The following is a 13,527-nucleotide window of genomic DNA, read 5'->3' on the forward strand; positions in this document are numbered from 1 at the left end:
GTCAGGCCCCCTGGCCCTGGATCGGGTGGACGGTGTGCCTGCGGCGGCGCCGTACGACGATGAAGACGCCGGAGCCGACGGTCAGGGTCGCGCCGACGCCGATGACCCCGGCGAGGCCGCCCGACAGCCGGGCGTCGCCGACGTCCTTGACGCTGTAGCCCGCGAGCGGGGAGTCGTCGTTCGCGTGCGGCTTGGCCTTCTCGTCGATGCCCTTGTCGTGGGCGACCTTCTCCAGGCCGTCGGGGCTGGCGGAGGCGTAGTAGCTGACGCCGCCCGCGAGGGCGAGTGCCGCGATCAGGCCCGCGATCCAGACCGGCCGGTTGGAGCGGCCGGCGGGGGCCGGGGAGGTCACGACGGCCGCGGGCGCCGGGGTGGCCACGGTCACGGCCGCCGGACGGGCCTCGCCCGGCACCAGCGGGGCGCCGGTCGGCGTGGTGCGCAGCTCCAGCGGCTTGCTCAGCCCCCGGGCCCCGTAGACCAGGTCGGGGCGGACGGCGACGACCGCGCCGACGGTGGCGGCGGTGATCGCGGCCTCGCCGATGCCGATCAGCACATGGACGCCGACCATCGCGGTGGCGACCTTGCCGATCGGCACGTCGGTGGTGCCGCCGAGCCAGTAGATCGTGGTGAACGCGACGGCGGCGGCCGGCACCGAGACGACCGCGGCGGCGAACGAGGCGACGGTGATGGAGGCCCGGCTGCGCGGCAGCACCTTCACCAGTCCGCGGAAGATCGCGTAGGCGACGACGGTCGTCACGATCGCCATGTCGGTGATGTTGGTGCCGAGCGCGGTGAGCCCGCCGTCCGCGAACAGGACGCCCTGCATCAGCAGGACCACGGACACGCACAGGACCCCCGTGAAGGGGCCGACGAGTATCGCCGCGAGCGCGCCGCCCAGCAGATGGCCGCTGGTGCCGGCGGCCACCGGGAAGTTCAGCATCTGCACGGCGAAGATGAAGGCGGCCACCAGGCCGGCGAGCGGCGCGGTGCGCTCGTCCAGCTCGCGGCGGGCGCCCCGCAGGCTGATCGCGACGGCCGCGACGGCCACGACACCGGTCGCCGCCGACACCGGGGTGTCGATGAATCCGTCGGGTACGTGCATGGGGGTCCCCTCGAGTACTGCCTGGTCAACCGTTCGATGATAGTGGCTACCTGCAATCGATGTGCAAGAGCGCTTCTGGTGCATCGGGAGCGCGTACGAGTTGCCCGCGCCCCCCATGCCCAGAACCATGGGGTAGGTGAGCGATGGCGCGTATCTCCGGTATCCGCATATTCATGGCGAACTGCTGTGCTTCGTCGCCGAGGACGATGTCTGGGTCGCACCGCTGGGGCGGCCGGGTGGCGTTCCCGGCCGGGCCTGGCGGGTCACGGCCGACCGCACGAGGGTCGGCTCGCCACGCTTCTCGCCGGACGGCTCCGCCATCGCCTTCACCTCGTGGCGCAGTCTGGACCCGGAGATCCACCTCGCCCCGGTGGACGGCGGCCCGGCCCGCCGGCTGACGTACTGGGGCAGCTTCGACACCCGGGTGTGCTCCTGGACGCCCGACGGGCAGGTCCTCGCGGTCTCCTCGCACGGCCAGCCGTTCTCGTACTTCTCCTGGGCCCACAGCGTGCCGACCGACGGCGGTCCCGGCGGCCGGCTGCCGTGGGGCCCGGTCTCGGACATCGCGGTGAGCGACGTCGCCGGGGAGCGCCACACCCTGCTGCTGAGCGGCACCCCGCCGCACGAGCCGCACGCCTGGAAGCGGTACCGGGGCGGGGCGACGGGGCGGCTGTGGCTGCACGGCGAGCGGCTGGTGCCGACGATCGACGGGCATCTGAACTCGCCGATGTTCGTGGGCGACCGTATTTGCTTCCTCTCCGACCACGAAGGCGTCGGCAATCTCTACTCGTGCGCTCCGGACGGTACGGACCTGCGCCGCCATACCGACCACGCGGACTTCTACGCCCGCAGCGCCTCGACCGACGGGGAGCGGGTCGTCTACCAGTGCGCGGGCGAGCTGTGGATCGTCGACGACCTCTCCCCCGGCGCCCGGCCCCGCAAACTGGACGTCCGGCTGGGCGGCCCGCGCGCCGGCCGGCGGCCCTACCAGGTGCCGGCCGCGTCCAACCTGGACGGCCTGGCCTGCGACCGGACCGGTCGCGCCAGCGCGGTCTGCGTCCGCGGCAGCCTGTACTGGCTGACCCACCGCGACGGCCCGGCCCGCACCATCGCCGACGAGCCGGGCGCGCGCGTCCGGCTGCCCGAGATGCTCGGGGACACCGGCCGGATCGCCTTCGTCACGGACGCGGAGGGCGAGGACGGCATCGAGATCGCCCATCTGCCGGGCCGGGCCAGCCGTCCGGCGGTCCGCGCGGCGCTGGAGGGCCTCGACGAGGACGACGACGGCGACGCCCTGGACGAGGACGACGAGGCCGGGGAGACCGCCACTCCCCTGGACACCCCCGCGGTCTCCACCGGCACCGCCGGCCGCGCCGCCGTGACCGGCACCGGGCCCCGGCTCGGCGTCGGCGAGCTGGGCCGCGTACTGGAGCTGGTCTCGTCCCCGGACGGCCGCACCCTCGCCGTCGCCGCGAACGACGGGCGGCTGCTGCTCGTCGCCACCGGCGAAGGGGGCGATGCGGGCGGAAACGGCGACGAGGACGACGGAGACGGAGACGGCTTCGCGACCGACCCCGACCACGCGAGCAGCTCGTCCGGGACCGTGGCCGAGCTGATCAGGTCCACGAACGGCCCCGTGCGCGACCTCGCGTTCTCCCCCGACTCGGCCTGGCTGACCTGGTCGCACCCCGGGATCGGCCGGTCGCTGCGCTCGGTGAAGATCGCCAGACTCGCGGACCGCACGATCATCGACGTGACGAACGGCCGCTTCGAGGACGAGCAGCCGGTCTTCACCCTCGACGGCCGCTATCTGGCGTTCCTGTCGTGGCGCGGCTTCGACCCGGTCTACGACGTGCACACCGGCGATCTGTCGTTCCCGCTCGGCTGCCGCCCCTACCTCGTACCGCTGAACTCCGCGACGCCGTCACCGTTCGCGCTGCCCGTCGACGGCCGGCCGATCGGCGGCGGCCTGGACCCGGCGGAGAGCGGCGGGGACGGTCCGGTGGTGGTCGAGACGGAGGGGCTGGCGAGCCGTGTCACGCCGTTCCCGGTCCCGGCGTCCAAGTACTCGGCGCTGGAGCCGGTGCACGACGGCCTGGTGTGGCTGCGCTGGCCGATCTCCGGCGCGCTCGGCGAGACGTTCACCAACCCGACGGACCCGTCCGCGCGTCCGACCCTGGAGTACTTCAACCTGGGCAAGTCCAAGCGGACCGAGCTGGTCCACCACATGGACTGGTACGCGGTCAGCGGGGACGGCAAGCGGCTGGCGGTCTTCGACGAGGGCGATCTGGCCGTCCTGCCGGCCACCGAGCGCGGCGACGACGACTCGACGGTCTACGTCGACATGCGGCGGATCCTGCACGAGGTCGACCCGCCCTCGGAATGGCAGCAGTCCTACGCCGAGGCCGGCCGGCTCATCCGGGACTACTTCTGGGCCCCCGACATGTGCGGCATCGACTGGCCCGCGATCCTGGACCAGTACCGTCCGCTGGTCGAACGGGTCGCCACCCCCGACGAGTTCGCCGATCTGCTGCGCGAGGTCCTCGGCGAACTGGGCACCTCGCACGCGTACGTCAGCCCCGCCCGCCGCAACGAGGGCCCGGCGCACTACCAGCGGCCGATCGGGCTGCTCGGCGCCAACTTCCAGCACAACAAGGACGGTACGTGGACGGTGGTGCGGATCCTGCCCGGTGAGTCCTCGGACTCCAAGGCCCGCTCCCCGCTGGCCGGCACCGGAATCCGCGAGGGCGCGGTGCTCACCCATATCGACGGGCGCCCCGTCGACCCGTGCGCGGGACCGTATCCGCTGCTCGCGGGCGCGGGCGGCACGACCGTGGAGCTGACGTTCACCCCGCCCGGCGAGGGGCATCCGCGCCGGGTCGCCGTCGTCCCGCTGATCGACGAACGGCCGCTGCGCTACCAGGACTGGGTCGCCAAACGGCGGGCCGTCGTACGGAATCTGAGCGGCGGCCGGTGCGGCTATCTGCACATCCCCGACATGGGCGGCTCCGGCTGGGCGCAGTTCAACCGCGATCTGCGGATGGAGGTCGCCTACGAGGCGCTCATCGTGGACGTACGGGGCAACGCGGGCGGGCACATCAGCGAACTCGTCGTCGAGAAGCTCACGCGCACCATCCTCGGCTGGGACCTGACCCGCAACGCGCAGCCCGTCTCGTACGCGAGCCAAGCGCCGCGCGGTCCGGTCGTCGCGCTCGCCGACGAAGCGACCTCATCCGACGGCGACATGATCACCGCCGCGTTCAAACTGCTGGGCCTCGGCCCGGTGGTGGGGCTGCGGACGTGGGGCGGCGTGGTCGGGATGACCGGCCGGCACAAGCTGGGGGACGGCACGGTGATCACGGTGCCGATGAACGCGGGCTGGTTCGACGCGTACGGGTGGGGCGTCGAGAACTACGGCGTCGACCCCGATGTCGAGTCCCTGCGCACCCCGTTGGACTGGGCGGAGGGGCGGCACGCCCAACTGGACGTGGCCGTCGACACGGCCCTCGCGCTGCTGGCCGAACACCCCGCCGTCACCCCGCCGGACCTCTCCGAGCGCCCGGACCGCCGCCGCCCGCCGCTGCCACCGCGCTGATCCGGACGCCGCTGCGGCAGCGGTCAGAAGGAGTCGGCACAGCATGAAGGGGCGCACCCTCGACGGGTGCGCCCCTTCACCGTTCGCGCCGCGCAGGCGGACTAACTCCAGTTGTCCTGGGCGTCCTCGGCCGCGTCCCGGGCCTTGTCCTGGCCCATTTCGCGCATGTCGGCAGCCTTGTCGCGGGTCTCGTCCTCCATCTCGGCGGACTTGTCCTGCTGCTCGCCCATGGCCTCCTTGGCCTGGTTCGAGAGGTTGCCGGCCTTGTCCTTGAACTGGTCGAAAGCGCCCATGATCACTCCTCCTGGAGTTTGTGGGGATGGGGCCTCGACCAGACTGACACGGGTGGACATGCCTCGCATGTCGGGAGGAAATACCCAGGTCAGCTACCCTTTTGTCACCCTACGGAGCGTGATGACTGCGCTGCCTCGTCCGCCTCTCCGCCCCGTCCGACGAGCCCCCGCCGGGTGCCCGCCGTGGCGGCGAACCGCGGCTCGGCCCTGCGCATCTCCCGCTGCCCGAGCGCACCGCCGATGACCGACGGCAGATAGCCGCGCACCGACTGCATGCCACGCAGCCACCACTGCGCGTACACATGCGGCGAGCGCCGCTCGATCCCGGCCACGATCCGCTCGACGGCCGGCTCCAGCGGATACGTACGGTTCGCCGGCCAGGGCAGCTTGGCGCGCATGTGGCGCATGAGCTCGTCCTCGTCGGCGCCGCGCACCATGTCGGTGTCGGTCCAGCTCAGATACCCGACGCCGACCTTGACGCCCTTGTGGCCGACCTCGGCGCGCAGGCTGTGCGCGAACGACTCGACGCCCGCCTTGCTCGCGCAGTACGCGGTCATCATCGGGGCCGGGGTGATCGCCGCCAGCGACGCGATCTGCAGCAGATAGCCGCGCGAGGTGAGGAGCGCGGGCAGGAAGGCGCGGGCGGTGGTGACACTGCCCAGCAGGTTGACGTTGATGACCCGTTCGAACGCGACGGGGTCGGAGTCCAGGAACGGACCACCGGTCGCCACACCCGCGTTGGCGACCACGACGTCGATCCGCCCGAAGTGCTCCAGGATCTCGGCGGCGGCCCGCCGCATCGCCTCGAGGTCGGTGACATCGGCGACCCAGTGCGCCGCGCCGCCGCCGAGGCCCTCCGCCACCAGCTTGAGCTGGTCCGGCTCCAGGCCGACCAGCGCCAGCTTGGCACCGCGGCGGGCGAGCTTGCGCGCGAGCATCTCGCCCACCCCGCGGGCGGCGCCCGTGACCACCACGACCTGTCCGTTCAACGACTGGCTCATACCGTCTGCTCCTTCACGGAAAGGTTCTCCTGGACCGGCAGGTGGTCCCTGACCAGACCGCGGACGACGCCCGCGACCGCGGCCGTGCCTTCGATGGGTGTCATGTGGCCGAGGCCTTCGAGTTCGGTCAGCCCGACGCAGTGGGGCAGCGCGGCGGCCATGCCGCGCGCGTGCACCGGCGGGGTCAGCTTGTCAGCCGTGCCGACCAGGACAGCGGTCGGCGCGGTGATCCCGCGGAGCGCCGCGTCCAGGTCGAGTCCCGCCAGCACCCGTCCCCACGCGGAGCGCGGCCGGGTCCCGCAGGCATGCACGATACGGGCGGTCGCGGCGACCTGTTCCGGGGTCGAACCCGCCGCCATCACGCCGTACTTGAGCGCAGCGCGCGACATCCCGCTGACCGGCCCGAGCGGGGCGCGCGAGCCGAGCAGCAGCCGGTGGAAGCGGTCCCGGACCTTCTGGGAGCGGATCCGCTGCGGCAGCACCTGGGTCTCGGCGAGCAGCCGTCCGCTGCCGGTGCTGGCCAGCAGGGTGGCGGCCGTGCGGGAGCGGACGGCGGCGCGGCCGGAGGCGGCCATCAGCGTCATCCCGCCCATGGAGTGGCCGACCAGCACCGCCCGTTCCCCCTCGGGAACGACGGCCTGCAGCACCGCCGACAGATCGTCGGCCAGTACCCGTGTGCTGTAGCCGGTGCGGTGCGGTGTGCCGCTGCGGCCGTGTCCGCGCTGGTCGTAGGCGACCACCCGGAAGTCGGCCGCGAGGTCCCGGATCAGCGGCGCCCAGAAGATCGTGGAACAGGTCCAGCCGTGGATCAGGACGACGGTCGGCCGGTCGGCGGGCCCGTACTCCTCGACGTGGATCCGGGTGCCGTCCGCCGAGTTCACGGCGACCTCCCGGCGGGGAGCGGGGAGGGTGAACGGGCTGTCCGCCGCCGCTGCGCTCTTTGCGGTGATCCTGCTCATGACGCGGGCACCTCCACGGGCTCCACCGGCTCCGCCGTGCGCACGGGCGCCGGCACCAGGTCGTACTCTGCAAGCTTCAGTTCGCGGGTGGCCCGCCGGAATTCGGCCGTCGTGCCGGGCCAGGCCGTCGTGTTGCGGCCCTCGGCGTCCAGGTACCAGCTCTTGCAGCCGCCGGTGTTCCACACCGTCCGCGCGGTGCGCCGCTGCATCTCGGCGTTCCACGCCCTGACCGCCGTCGGCTTGGCGTCCAGCGCGGCCGCCCCGGTCCGTTCCAGGGTGCGCAGGTAATCGGCGACGTAGTTGATGGACGACTCGATCATCAGGATCATCGAGCTGTTCCCGAGGCCGGTGTTGGGGCCGATGATCAGCAGCAGGTTCGGGAAGCCGTCGATCGTGGTGCCGCGCAGCGCCGCCATCCCGTCCTTCCAGTGCTCGGCCAGCGATCGGCCGCCGACGCCGGTGATCCGGTCGCCGATCGGCATGTCCGTCACATGGAAGCCGGTGCCGAAGACGATCGCGTCGACCTCGCGCTCGGTGCCGTCCGACGTGACGATCGTCGAGCCGCGCACCTCCTTGAGCGCCGAGGTGACCACCTCGGTGTTGGGCTGGGCGAGCGCCGGATAGTAGTCGTTGGAGAGCAGGATCCGCTTGCAGCCGATGGTGTAGTCCGGCGTCAGCTTCGCCCGCATCACCGGGTCCTTGATCGCGCGGCGCATGTGGTTCTTCGCGATCTGCTCGGTCGCCTTCATCAGCTGCGGGCGCTTGACGAACGCGCCGACCTGGAACTCCCTGATCAGCCAGAGCAGTCCGCGCCGCGCCTTCGCGGTGCCCGGCACCGTACCGTGCAGCCACCGCTCGGCCTTGTTGATGCCGCGGTCCATCCGCGGCATCACCCACGGCGGGGTGCGCTGCAGCACGGTCAGCGACTTCACCTGCGGCTGGATGGACGGCACGATCTGGATCGCGGAGGCGCCGGTGCCGACCATCGCGATGCGCTTGTCCTTGATGTCGAAGTCGTGGTCCCAGCGCGAGGAGTGGAAGACCGCGCCGGGGAACGTGTCGAGGCCCGGGATGTCCGGCAGCTTGGGGTCGGACAGCGGGCCGGTGGCGGAGACGACGACATCGGCCGTCAGGTCGCCCTGCGTGGTCCGTATGTGCCAGTGCTTGGCCTCGTCGTCCCAGCTCGCCTGGAGCACCTCGGAGTCGAACCGCAGATGCGGCCGCAGGCCGAAGGTGTCGGTGACCCGCTCCAGATAGGCGCGGATGTGCGGCTGTCCGGAGAACGTACGGGGCCAGTCCGCGTTCGGCGCGAAGGAGAACGAGTACAGGTGGGAGGGAACGTCGCAGGCGCATCCCGGGTAGCTGTTGTCCCGCCAGGTCCCGCCGACCGAGCCGGCGCGTTCGAGGATCACGAAGTCCGTGATGCCCTCCCGCCGCAGCCGGACGGCCGCGCCGAGCCCGCCGAACCCTGATCCGATCACCGCCACCCGCACGTGCTCAGCCATGGCGCCGCCTCCCTGCCTCAATCACGCCAGCAATCACTGGCACGATCCGTACGGTAGACCACTGCGGTTACCGGCGGTAGGGGTCAGGCCCACCCAAGACGAAACGGACCACGGGCGGGGTGTGCGCACCCGCCCGGCACCCGCGCACCGGCCCCGGCGCGCTCCGAGGAGCGCATAGGCTGACGAGGTGGCCGAGGACGTGCAGGAGACCAGGGAGCAGCCCGAGGAGCGGAAGCCGGGGCAGGAATACCGGATGGAGGCACTGGCCGAGGCGGCCGGTATCCCCGTGCGCACCGTTCGCTTCTACCGCGAGCGCAAGCTCATCCCGCCACCGCGCCGCGAGGGCCGTATCGCCTGGTACAACGAAGCCCATCTCGCCCGGCTGCACACGATCGCCGCCCTCCTGGAGCGGGGCCACACCCTCGGCGGCATCGCCGAGCTGATCGGCGCGTGGGAGAACGGCCGGACCCTCGACGGCGTCGCCGAACTCCTGGGCCTGGAAGGCGCGTTGATCACGCCCTGGTCGGAGGAGACCCCGGTCAGGCTCACCCCCGAGGCCCTCGCCGACTACTTCGGCGAGGACGTCACCCCGGAGAACCTGACGACGGCCCTCGACATCGGCTACATCGCCGTCGACGGCGAGAACGTCGTCCACACCAGCCGCCGGCTGCTCGACGCGTCGGCCGCCCTGGTCCGCGAGGGCGTCCCGCTGGCCGCCGTGCTGGAGACGGGCCGCGCCGTACGCGTCCATGTGGACGCGCTCGCCGATCTGTTCACGGTGCTCATCCGCAAGCACGTGGTGGACGCCGCCGCCGTCGACCACCTGCCCCCGGGCGAGGTGACCCGGCTCGCCGAGGCGCTGGAACGGCTGCATCCGCTGGCCAAGAACGTGGTCGACGCGGAGCTGTCGCTGGCCATGGACCGGCGCGTCAGGACCGAGCTGGAGAGCTGGCTGCAGGACCACGCGGCGCCCGGGGCCGCACCCGGCCCGACCCCGCCGGAGGACCCGCCGGCCACCCCCGCTCCATGAGCCGCACTTTCGGCCGCCCCGCTCCGACCGAAGAGCGGACCCGGCGGCCGTACCAGCGGTGGCGGAACCCGGCACCGCGTCCAATCCTGAGGGGGACCCGCCCCCTGCGCAGGAGGTACCGGCCCGATGACCACGCTCGCCGAGGCCGGACCCGCGACGGGACCGCCCACGGGCCCGTCCTCGCTCAGCCGCCGCCAGACCAACGTCGTCTTCGTGACGATCGTCCTCGGCATGCTGCTGGCGGCACTCGACCAGACCATCGTCTCCACCGCCCTGCCGACCATCGTCGCGGACCTCGGCGGCGCCGGTCACATGGCCTGGGTGGTGACCGCGTACCTCCTCGCCGAAACCGTCTCCACCGTCCTCGTCGGCAAGTTCGGTGACCTGTTCGGCCGAAAGATCGTCTTCCAGCTCAGCGCGGTCGTCTTCGTCGGCGGATCCGTCCTCGCGGGCGCCGCCAACGGCATGGGCATGCTGATCCTCGCCCGCGCGATCCAGGGCATCGGCGGCGGCGGTCTGATGGTGACCGCGATGGCCCTGATCGCCGACGTCATCCCGCTGCGCGAACGCGGCAAGTACCAGGGCGCGCTCGGTGCGGTCTTCGGCGTCACCACCGTGGTCGGCCCGACGCTCGGCGGGCTCTTCACCGACCACGCCTCCTGGCGCTGGTGCTTCTACGTCAACGTGCCCGTCGCCGTCGTCATGCTCGTGATGGCCGCGCGGACGATCCCCTCGGTCAAGGCCGCCACCCGCCCCACCATCGACTACCTGGGCATCGTGCTGGTGGCGCTCGGCGCCTCCGGTCTCGTGCTGGCCCTGGAGTGGGGCGGCAACGAGTACGCGTGGGGCTCGGCGACCATCATCGGCCTCTTCGTCGGCTCCGTCGTGGCGCTCACCGCGTTCGTCTTCGTGGAACTGCACGCCAAGGAACCGATGCTCCCCATGCATCTGTTCCGCAGCCCCGTCTTCACGATCTGCTCGGTGCTGAGCTTCATCGTCGGCTTCGCGATGCTGGGCGCTCTGACCTACCTGCCGACGTATCTGCAGTACGTGGACGGGGTCTCCGCGACGATGTCGGGCGTCCGCACGCTCCCCATGGTCGTCGGGCTGCTCGGCACCTCGATGCTCTCCGGCATCGTCGTCAGCCGCACCGGCCGGTACCGGATCTTCCCGATCGTCGGCACCGGCGTCATGGCCATCGGCCTGTACCTGATGTCCACCATGGGCCCGTCCACCGGCGTCTGGCTGGAATCCCTCTACATGCTCGTGCTCGGCCTCGGTATCGGGCTGGCCATGCAGGTGCTCACCATCGCCGTGCAGAACACCGTGCCCTACCACGAGCTGGGCTCCGCGACCTCGGGCGTCACGTTCTTCCGGACCCTGGGCAGCGCCTTCGGCACCGCCATCTTCGGCACGCTCTACAGCAACCAGCTCGGGCCCAACCTCGAAAAGGCCTTCGCCCAGTCGCCCGGCATCAGCCCCGCCGCCGTACAGAGCCCGGCCGCCCTGCACGCGCTGCCCGCCGACCGCATCACCCATATCGTCGACGCCTACGCCGACACCGTGAACTACGTCTTCCAGTGGGTCGTACCGGTCGCCCTCGTCGGCTTCGTCGTCGCCTGGTTCCTCAAGGAGGTGCCGCTGCGCGACAGCGCCAGGGCCGGCGCCTCCGACATGGGTGACGCCTTCGCCGCCCCCAACTCCGCGGACGCCGACCGGCAGCTGGAGCGCTCCATCGCCCGCGTGATGCGCCGGGCCAAGGCCGAGGAGCCGGTCTCGCTGCGGATCCTCGCCGACTCGGGCAGCCACCTCACCCCCGGTCAGGCCTGGGCCCTCGGGCAGATCCACTGGCGCGGCAAACTCCAGGGCGGAGCCCGGCTCAGCACCGTCGCCAAGGCCCACCGGATGCCCGGAGAGGTCCTCGAACCGGCCTTCTCCAGGATCGCCCAGGCCGGCTACGCCGATTTCGACGGCGAGCAGCTCGCCATCACCGACTCCGGCCGGGCGCAGATCGACCTCCTCGCCGGAGCGTGGCGCCGCTGGCTCGACGAGCGCCTGGACGACTGGGACGTCGCGGATCCGGCCGACCGGGCGCGCCTCGACCGGGCCGTCGACGGCATCGCACGCCGCCTCCTGGACGAGGAGGAGGCGCATCTCGAGCGCACCGCGCTGTGAACTGCGAAGGTGGAGAAAGAGCCGCAGGCACGGCAGCACCGCACCGCCTGATGACCGCACCGCCCGATCACCGCATCGCCGCATTGAGGAGGCACCCCATGGACCAGCCCGACGACACCAAGGCAGAACAGGCGATCCTCTCCAGGATCAAGGCCATGGTCGCGGACGAGAAGGCCCTGCGTGAGCAGCTGACCGACGGCAGTATCGACGTGGCCACCGAACAGGCCAGGCTCGGCGCCCTGGAACGCGAGCTCGACCAGTGCTGGGACCTGCTGCGCCAGCGCCGCGCCAAGGGCGAGGCCGGCGAGGACCCGGGCCAGGCCACCGTCCGGTCGGAAATCACCGTGGAGGGCTACACCTCATGACGGGAAGCGCCGAAGTGCCGATTCCCGAGGGGGCGAAGGCCTATCCGGGGGACGGCATCACGGTCACCTTCGAGGCCGGCCGCTGTCTGCACTCCGGTGAGTGCGTGCGCGGCCTCCCCGAGGTCTTCGACACCGCCAAGCGCCCGTGGATCCGGCCCGACCGCGCTCCCGCCGATCTCGTCGCGCAGGTCATCCGGCGCTGCCCCTCGGGCGCGCTGCAGTACCGGCTCGACGGCGGGCACCCCGAGGAGCCGACCCACCCGACCGAGATCAGCCGCTCCTCCTCCGGCGGCATCACCATCCGCGGCGACCTCGTCATCCATACGGACGGCGAGGCCAGGACCGAGACCCGCGCCGTCCTGTGCGGCTGCGGCGCCACGGGCCACGCGCCGTACTGCGACCGCACCGGCCCGTGCGGAACGGCGACCGGCTGACGGGCTGTTCCGCACGGGCCGTTCCGCACGGGCCGTTCCGTACGGGCCGTTCCGTACGGGCCCGAGGGCCTGTCCGGCCAGGATTCAGGACGTGAACAACGCCTGCATCTCGCCGTATCCGGGCCCCTCCACCACCGGGGTGCAGGTGCCGTCCGTCAGGAACTCACGTGCCTCCTGCCGCACCACGCCGTACGCGGCCTCGGCCATCCGGCCGCCGATGCTGACGCGCGCCGCTCCGGCGCCGCCGAGTTCGGCGACGGACGGGCCGCCCGGTCCTGTGAGGATGTTGAGCGGGGCGGCGATGCCCTTCGCCAGTTCGGCGACGACCGCGAGATCGGTCACCCCGGGGACGAAGATCCCGTCCGCGCCCGCCTCGATGAAGGCGGCGGCACGGTCGAGCGCCACCCCGAGCCGCGACTCCGGCGCGCCGACGGCACCGAGGTAGACATCGGTGCGCGCGTTGATGAAGAGCGGGACGCCCGCCTCGTCCGCGGCCTTGCGGGCGGCGGCGATCCGTTCCACCTGCTCCGCGAGGGTGCGCAGCGGCTCGGGCCCGTTCACGAGCGCGTCCTCGATGTTGATGCCGGCCGCCCCGGCGGCGAGCACCCCGCGCACGGTCTCAGCGACACCGGCCGCGTCGTCCGCGAAACCGCTCTCGATATCGGCGGACACCGGCACGCCGACCCCTGCCGCGACCCGGCCGATGAGCGCGAGCGCCAGCTCGCGGGGCAGCCGGTCGCCGTCGGCGTAGCCGAGGCTCCAGGCGACGCCGCAGCTGGTGGTGGCGACGGCGGCCGCCCCCGCCTCCTCGATGATCCGCGCGCTGGCGACGTCCCAGGCGTTGGCGAGGGCGAGCGGCCGGTCGGCGGTGTGCAGGGAGTGGAGGAGCTGGGCCTTGTCACGGAGGTTCGACGTAGTCATGGGGGACAGTCCATCACCGCCCTGTGACATCGTCCGGCAGTTCTGCGACATCGACGTCGACATCCACGTCGCGGTGCGGGGGCCGGGATACCCGCGAGCTACATGTCGGATTCTCGCTAGACCGGCGCCGTGACCCGGGGCGATGCT

At 72.1% G+C, this 13,527-nt stretch carries 11 protein-coding genes; 5 read left to right on the forward strand and 6 right to left on the reverse strand.

Annotated features, from left to right (window positions below; all coding sequences use genetic code 11):
- Nucleotide 1 precedes the first annotated feature (1 nt).
- Nucleotides 2-1,102, reverse strand: coding sequence for an energy-coupling factor ABC transporter permease (locus C8250_RS19465; RefSeq protein WP_138354717.1), 1,101 nt, complete (start codon nucleotides 1,100-1,102; stop codon nucleotides 2-4).
- 136 nt (nucleotides 1,103-1,238) lie between these two features.
- Here C8250_RS19465 and C8250_RS19470 point away from each other — a divergent pair, with 136 nt between their 5' ends.
- Nucleotides 1,239-4,697, forward strand: a complete 3,459-nt coding sequence (locus C8250_RS19470; RefSeq protein WP_138354718.1) for a S41 family peptidase — start codon at nucleotides 1,239-1,241, stop codon at nucleotides 4,695-4,697.
- Nucleotides 4,698-4,798: 101 nt separating this feature from the next.
- Here the strand turns inward: C8250_RS19470 and C8250_RS19475 are convergent, their stop codons facing one another.
- The 4 genes from C8250_RS19475 to C8250_RS19490 all read right to left on the reverse strand — a co-directional run bounded on the left by C8250_RS19475 (nucleotide 4,799) and on the right by C8250_RS19490 (nucleotide 8,455).
- Nucleotides 4,799-4,990, reverse strand: a complete 192-nt coding sequence (locus C8250_RS19475) for a hypothetical protein (protein ID WP_138354719.1) — start codon at nucleotides 4,988-4,990, stop codon at nucleotides 4,799-4,801.
- A gap of 104 nt (nucleotides 4,991-5,094) precedes the next feature.
- The gene (locus tag C8250_RS19480; RefSeq protein WP_138354720.1) at nucleotides 5,095-5,991 is read right to left on the reverse strand and encodes an SDR family oxidoreductase; all 897 of its coding nucleotides are present in this window, start codon (nucleotides 5,989-5,991) and stop codon (nucleotides 5,095-5,097) included.
- Nucleotides 5,988-6,950, reverse strand: coding sequence for an alpha/beta hydrolase (locus C8250_RS19485; RefSeq protein ID WP_138354721.1), 963 nt, complete (start codon nucleotides 6,948-6,950; stop codon nucleotides 5,988-5,990). Before C8250_RS19485 ends, C8250_RS19480 begins: the two co-directional genes overlap by 4 nt.
- Entirely contained in the window at nucleotides 6,947-8,455 is a 1,509-nt protein-coding gene (locus tag C8250_RS19490) for an NAD(P)/FAD-dependent oxidoreductase (protein ID WP_138354722.1), read from the reverse strand. The genes C8250_RS19485 and C8250_RS19490 overlap by 4 nt, the downstream gene beginning before the upstream one ends.
- 253 nt (nucleotides 8,456-8,708) lie before the next feature.
- Here C8250_RS19490 and C8250_RS19495 point away from each other — a divergent pair, with 253 nt between their 5' ends.
- From C8250_RS19495 to C8250_RS19510, 4 genes are all read left to right on the forward strand, one after another.
- A complete protein-coding gene (locus tag C8250_RS19495; protein ID WP_138354770.1) occupies nucleotides 8,709-9,485 on the forward strand; it encodes a MerR family transcriptional regulator in 777 nt (258 codons plus the stop codon).
- 126 nt (nucleotides 9,486-9,611) lie between these two features.
- Nucleotides 9,612-11,660 carry an MDR family MFS transporter gene (locus C8250_RS19500; protein ID WP_138354723.1) on the forward strand — a complete coding sequence of 683 codons (2,049 nt, stop codon included), beginning with the start codon at nucleotides 9,612-9,614 and terminating at the stop codon, nucleotides 11,658-11,660.
- 98 nt (nucleotides 11,661-11,758) lie between these two features.
- Entirely contained in the window at nucleotides 11,759-12,025 is a 267-nt protein-coding gene (locus C8250_RS19505) for a DUF2630 family protein (RefSeq protein WP_138354724.1), read from the forward strand.
- Nucleotides 12,022-12,459 (forward strand): (4Fe-4S)-binding protein, encoded by a 438-nt coding sequence (locus C8250_RS19510; protein ID WP_138354725.1) that lies wholly within the window; start codon nucleotides 12,022-12,024, stop codon nucleotides 12,457-12,459. The genes C8250_RS19505 and C8250_RS19510 overlap by 4 nt, the downstream gene beginning before the upstream one ends.
- An 84-nt stretch (nucleotides 12,460-12,543) precedes the next feature.
- On the opposite strand, the gene C8250_RS19515 is transcribed toward C8250_RS19510, so the two are convergent.
- The gene (locus tag C8250_RS19515) at nucleotides 12,544-13,380 is read right to left on the reverse strand and encodes an isocitrate lyase/phosphoenolpyruvate mutase family protein (protein WP_138354726.1); all 837 of its coding nucleotides are present in this window, start codon (nucleotides 13,378-13,380) and stop codon (nucleotides 12,544-12,546) included.
- Nucleotides 13,381-13,527: the final 147 nt, after the last annotated feature.

The sequence above is a fragment of the Streptomyces sp. So13.3 genome (genome assembly GCF_005860785.2).
Lineage (GTDB): Bacteria > Actinomycetota > Actinomycetes > Streptomycetales > Streptomycetaceae > Actinacidiphila > Actinacidiphila fildesensis.

Excerpts from the sequence above, each read along its gene's own strand:
- C8250_RS19465 (WP_138354717.1), bottom strand. The coding sequence starts at position 1,102 with ATGCACGTACCCGACGGATTCATCGACACCCCGGTGTCGGCGGCGACC.
- C8250_RS19475 (WP_138354719.1), bottom strand. The coding sequence starts at position 4,990 with ATGGGCGCTTTCGACCAGTTCAAGGACAAGGCCGGCAACCTCTCGAAC.
- C8250_RS19480 (WP_138354720.1), bottom strand. The coding sequence starts at position 5,991 with ATGAGCCAGTCGTTGAACGGACAGGTCGTGGTGGTCACGGGCGCCGCC.
- C8250_RS19485 (WP_138354721.1), bottom strand. The coding sequence starts at position 6,950 with ATGAGCAGGATCACCGCAAAGAGCGCAGCGGCGGCGGACAGCCCGTTC.
- C8250_RS19490 (WP_138354722.1), bottom strand. The coding sequence starts at position 8,455 with ATGGCTGAGCACGTGCGGGTGGCGGTGATCGGATCAGGGTTCGGCGGG.
- C8250_RS19495 (WP_138354770.1), top strand. The coding sequence starts at position 8,709 with ATGGAGGCACTGGCCGAGGCGGCCGGTATCCCCGTGCGCACCGTTCGC.
- C8250_RS19500 (WP_138354723.1), top strand. The coding sequence starts at position 9,612 with ATGACCACGCTCGCCGAGGCCGGACCCGCGACGGGACCGCCCACGGGC.
- C8250_RS19505 (WP_138354724.1), top strand. The coding sequence starts at position 11,759 with ATGGACCAGCCCGACGACACCAAGGCAGAACAGGCGATCCTCTCCAGG.
- C8250_RS19510 (WP_138354725.1), top strand. The coding sequence starts at position 12,022 with ATGACGGGAAGCGCCGAAGTGCCGATTCCCGAGGGGGCGAAGGCCTAT.
- C8250_RS19515 (WP_138354726.1), bottom strand. The coding sequence starts at position 13,380 with ATGACTACGTCGAACCTCCGTGACAAGGCCCAGCTCCTCCACTCCCTG.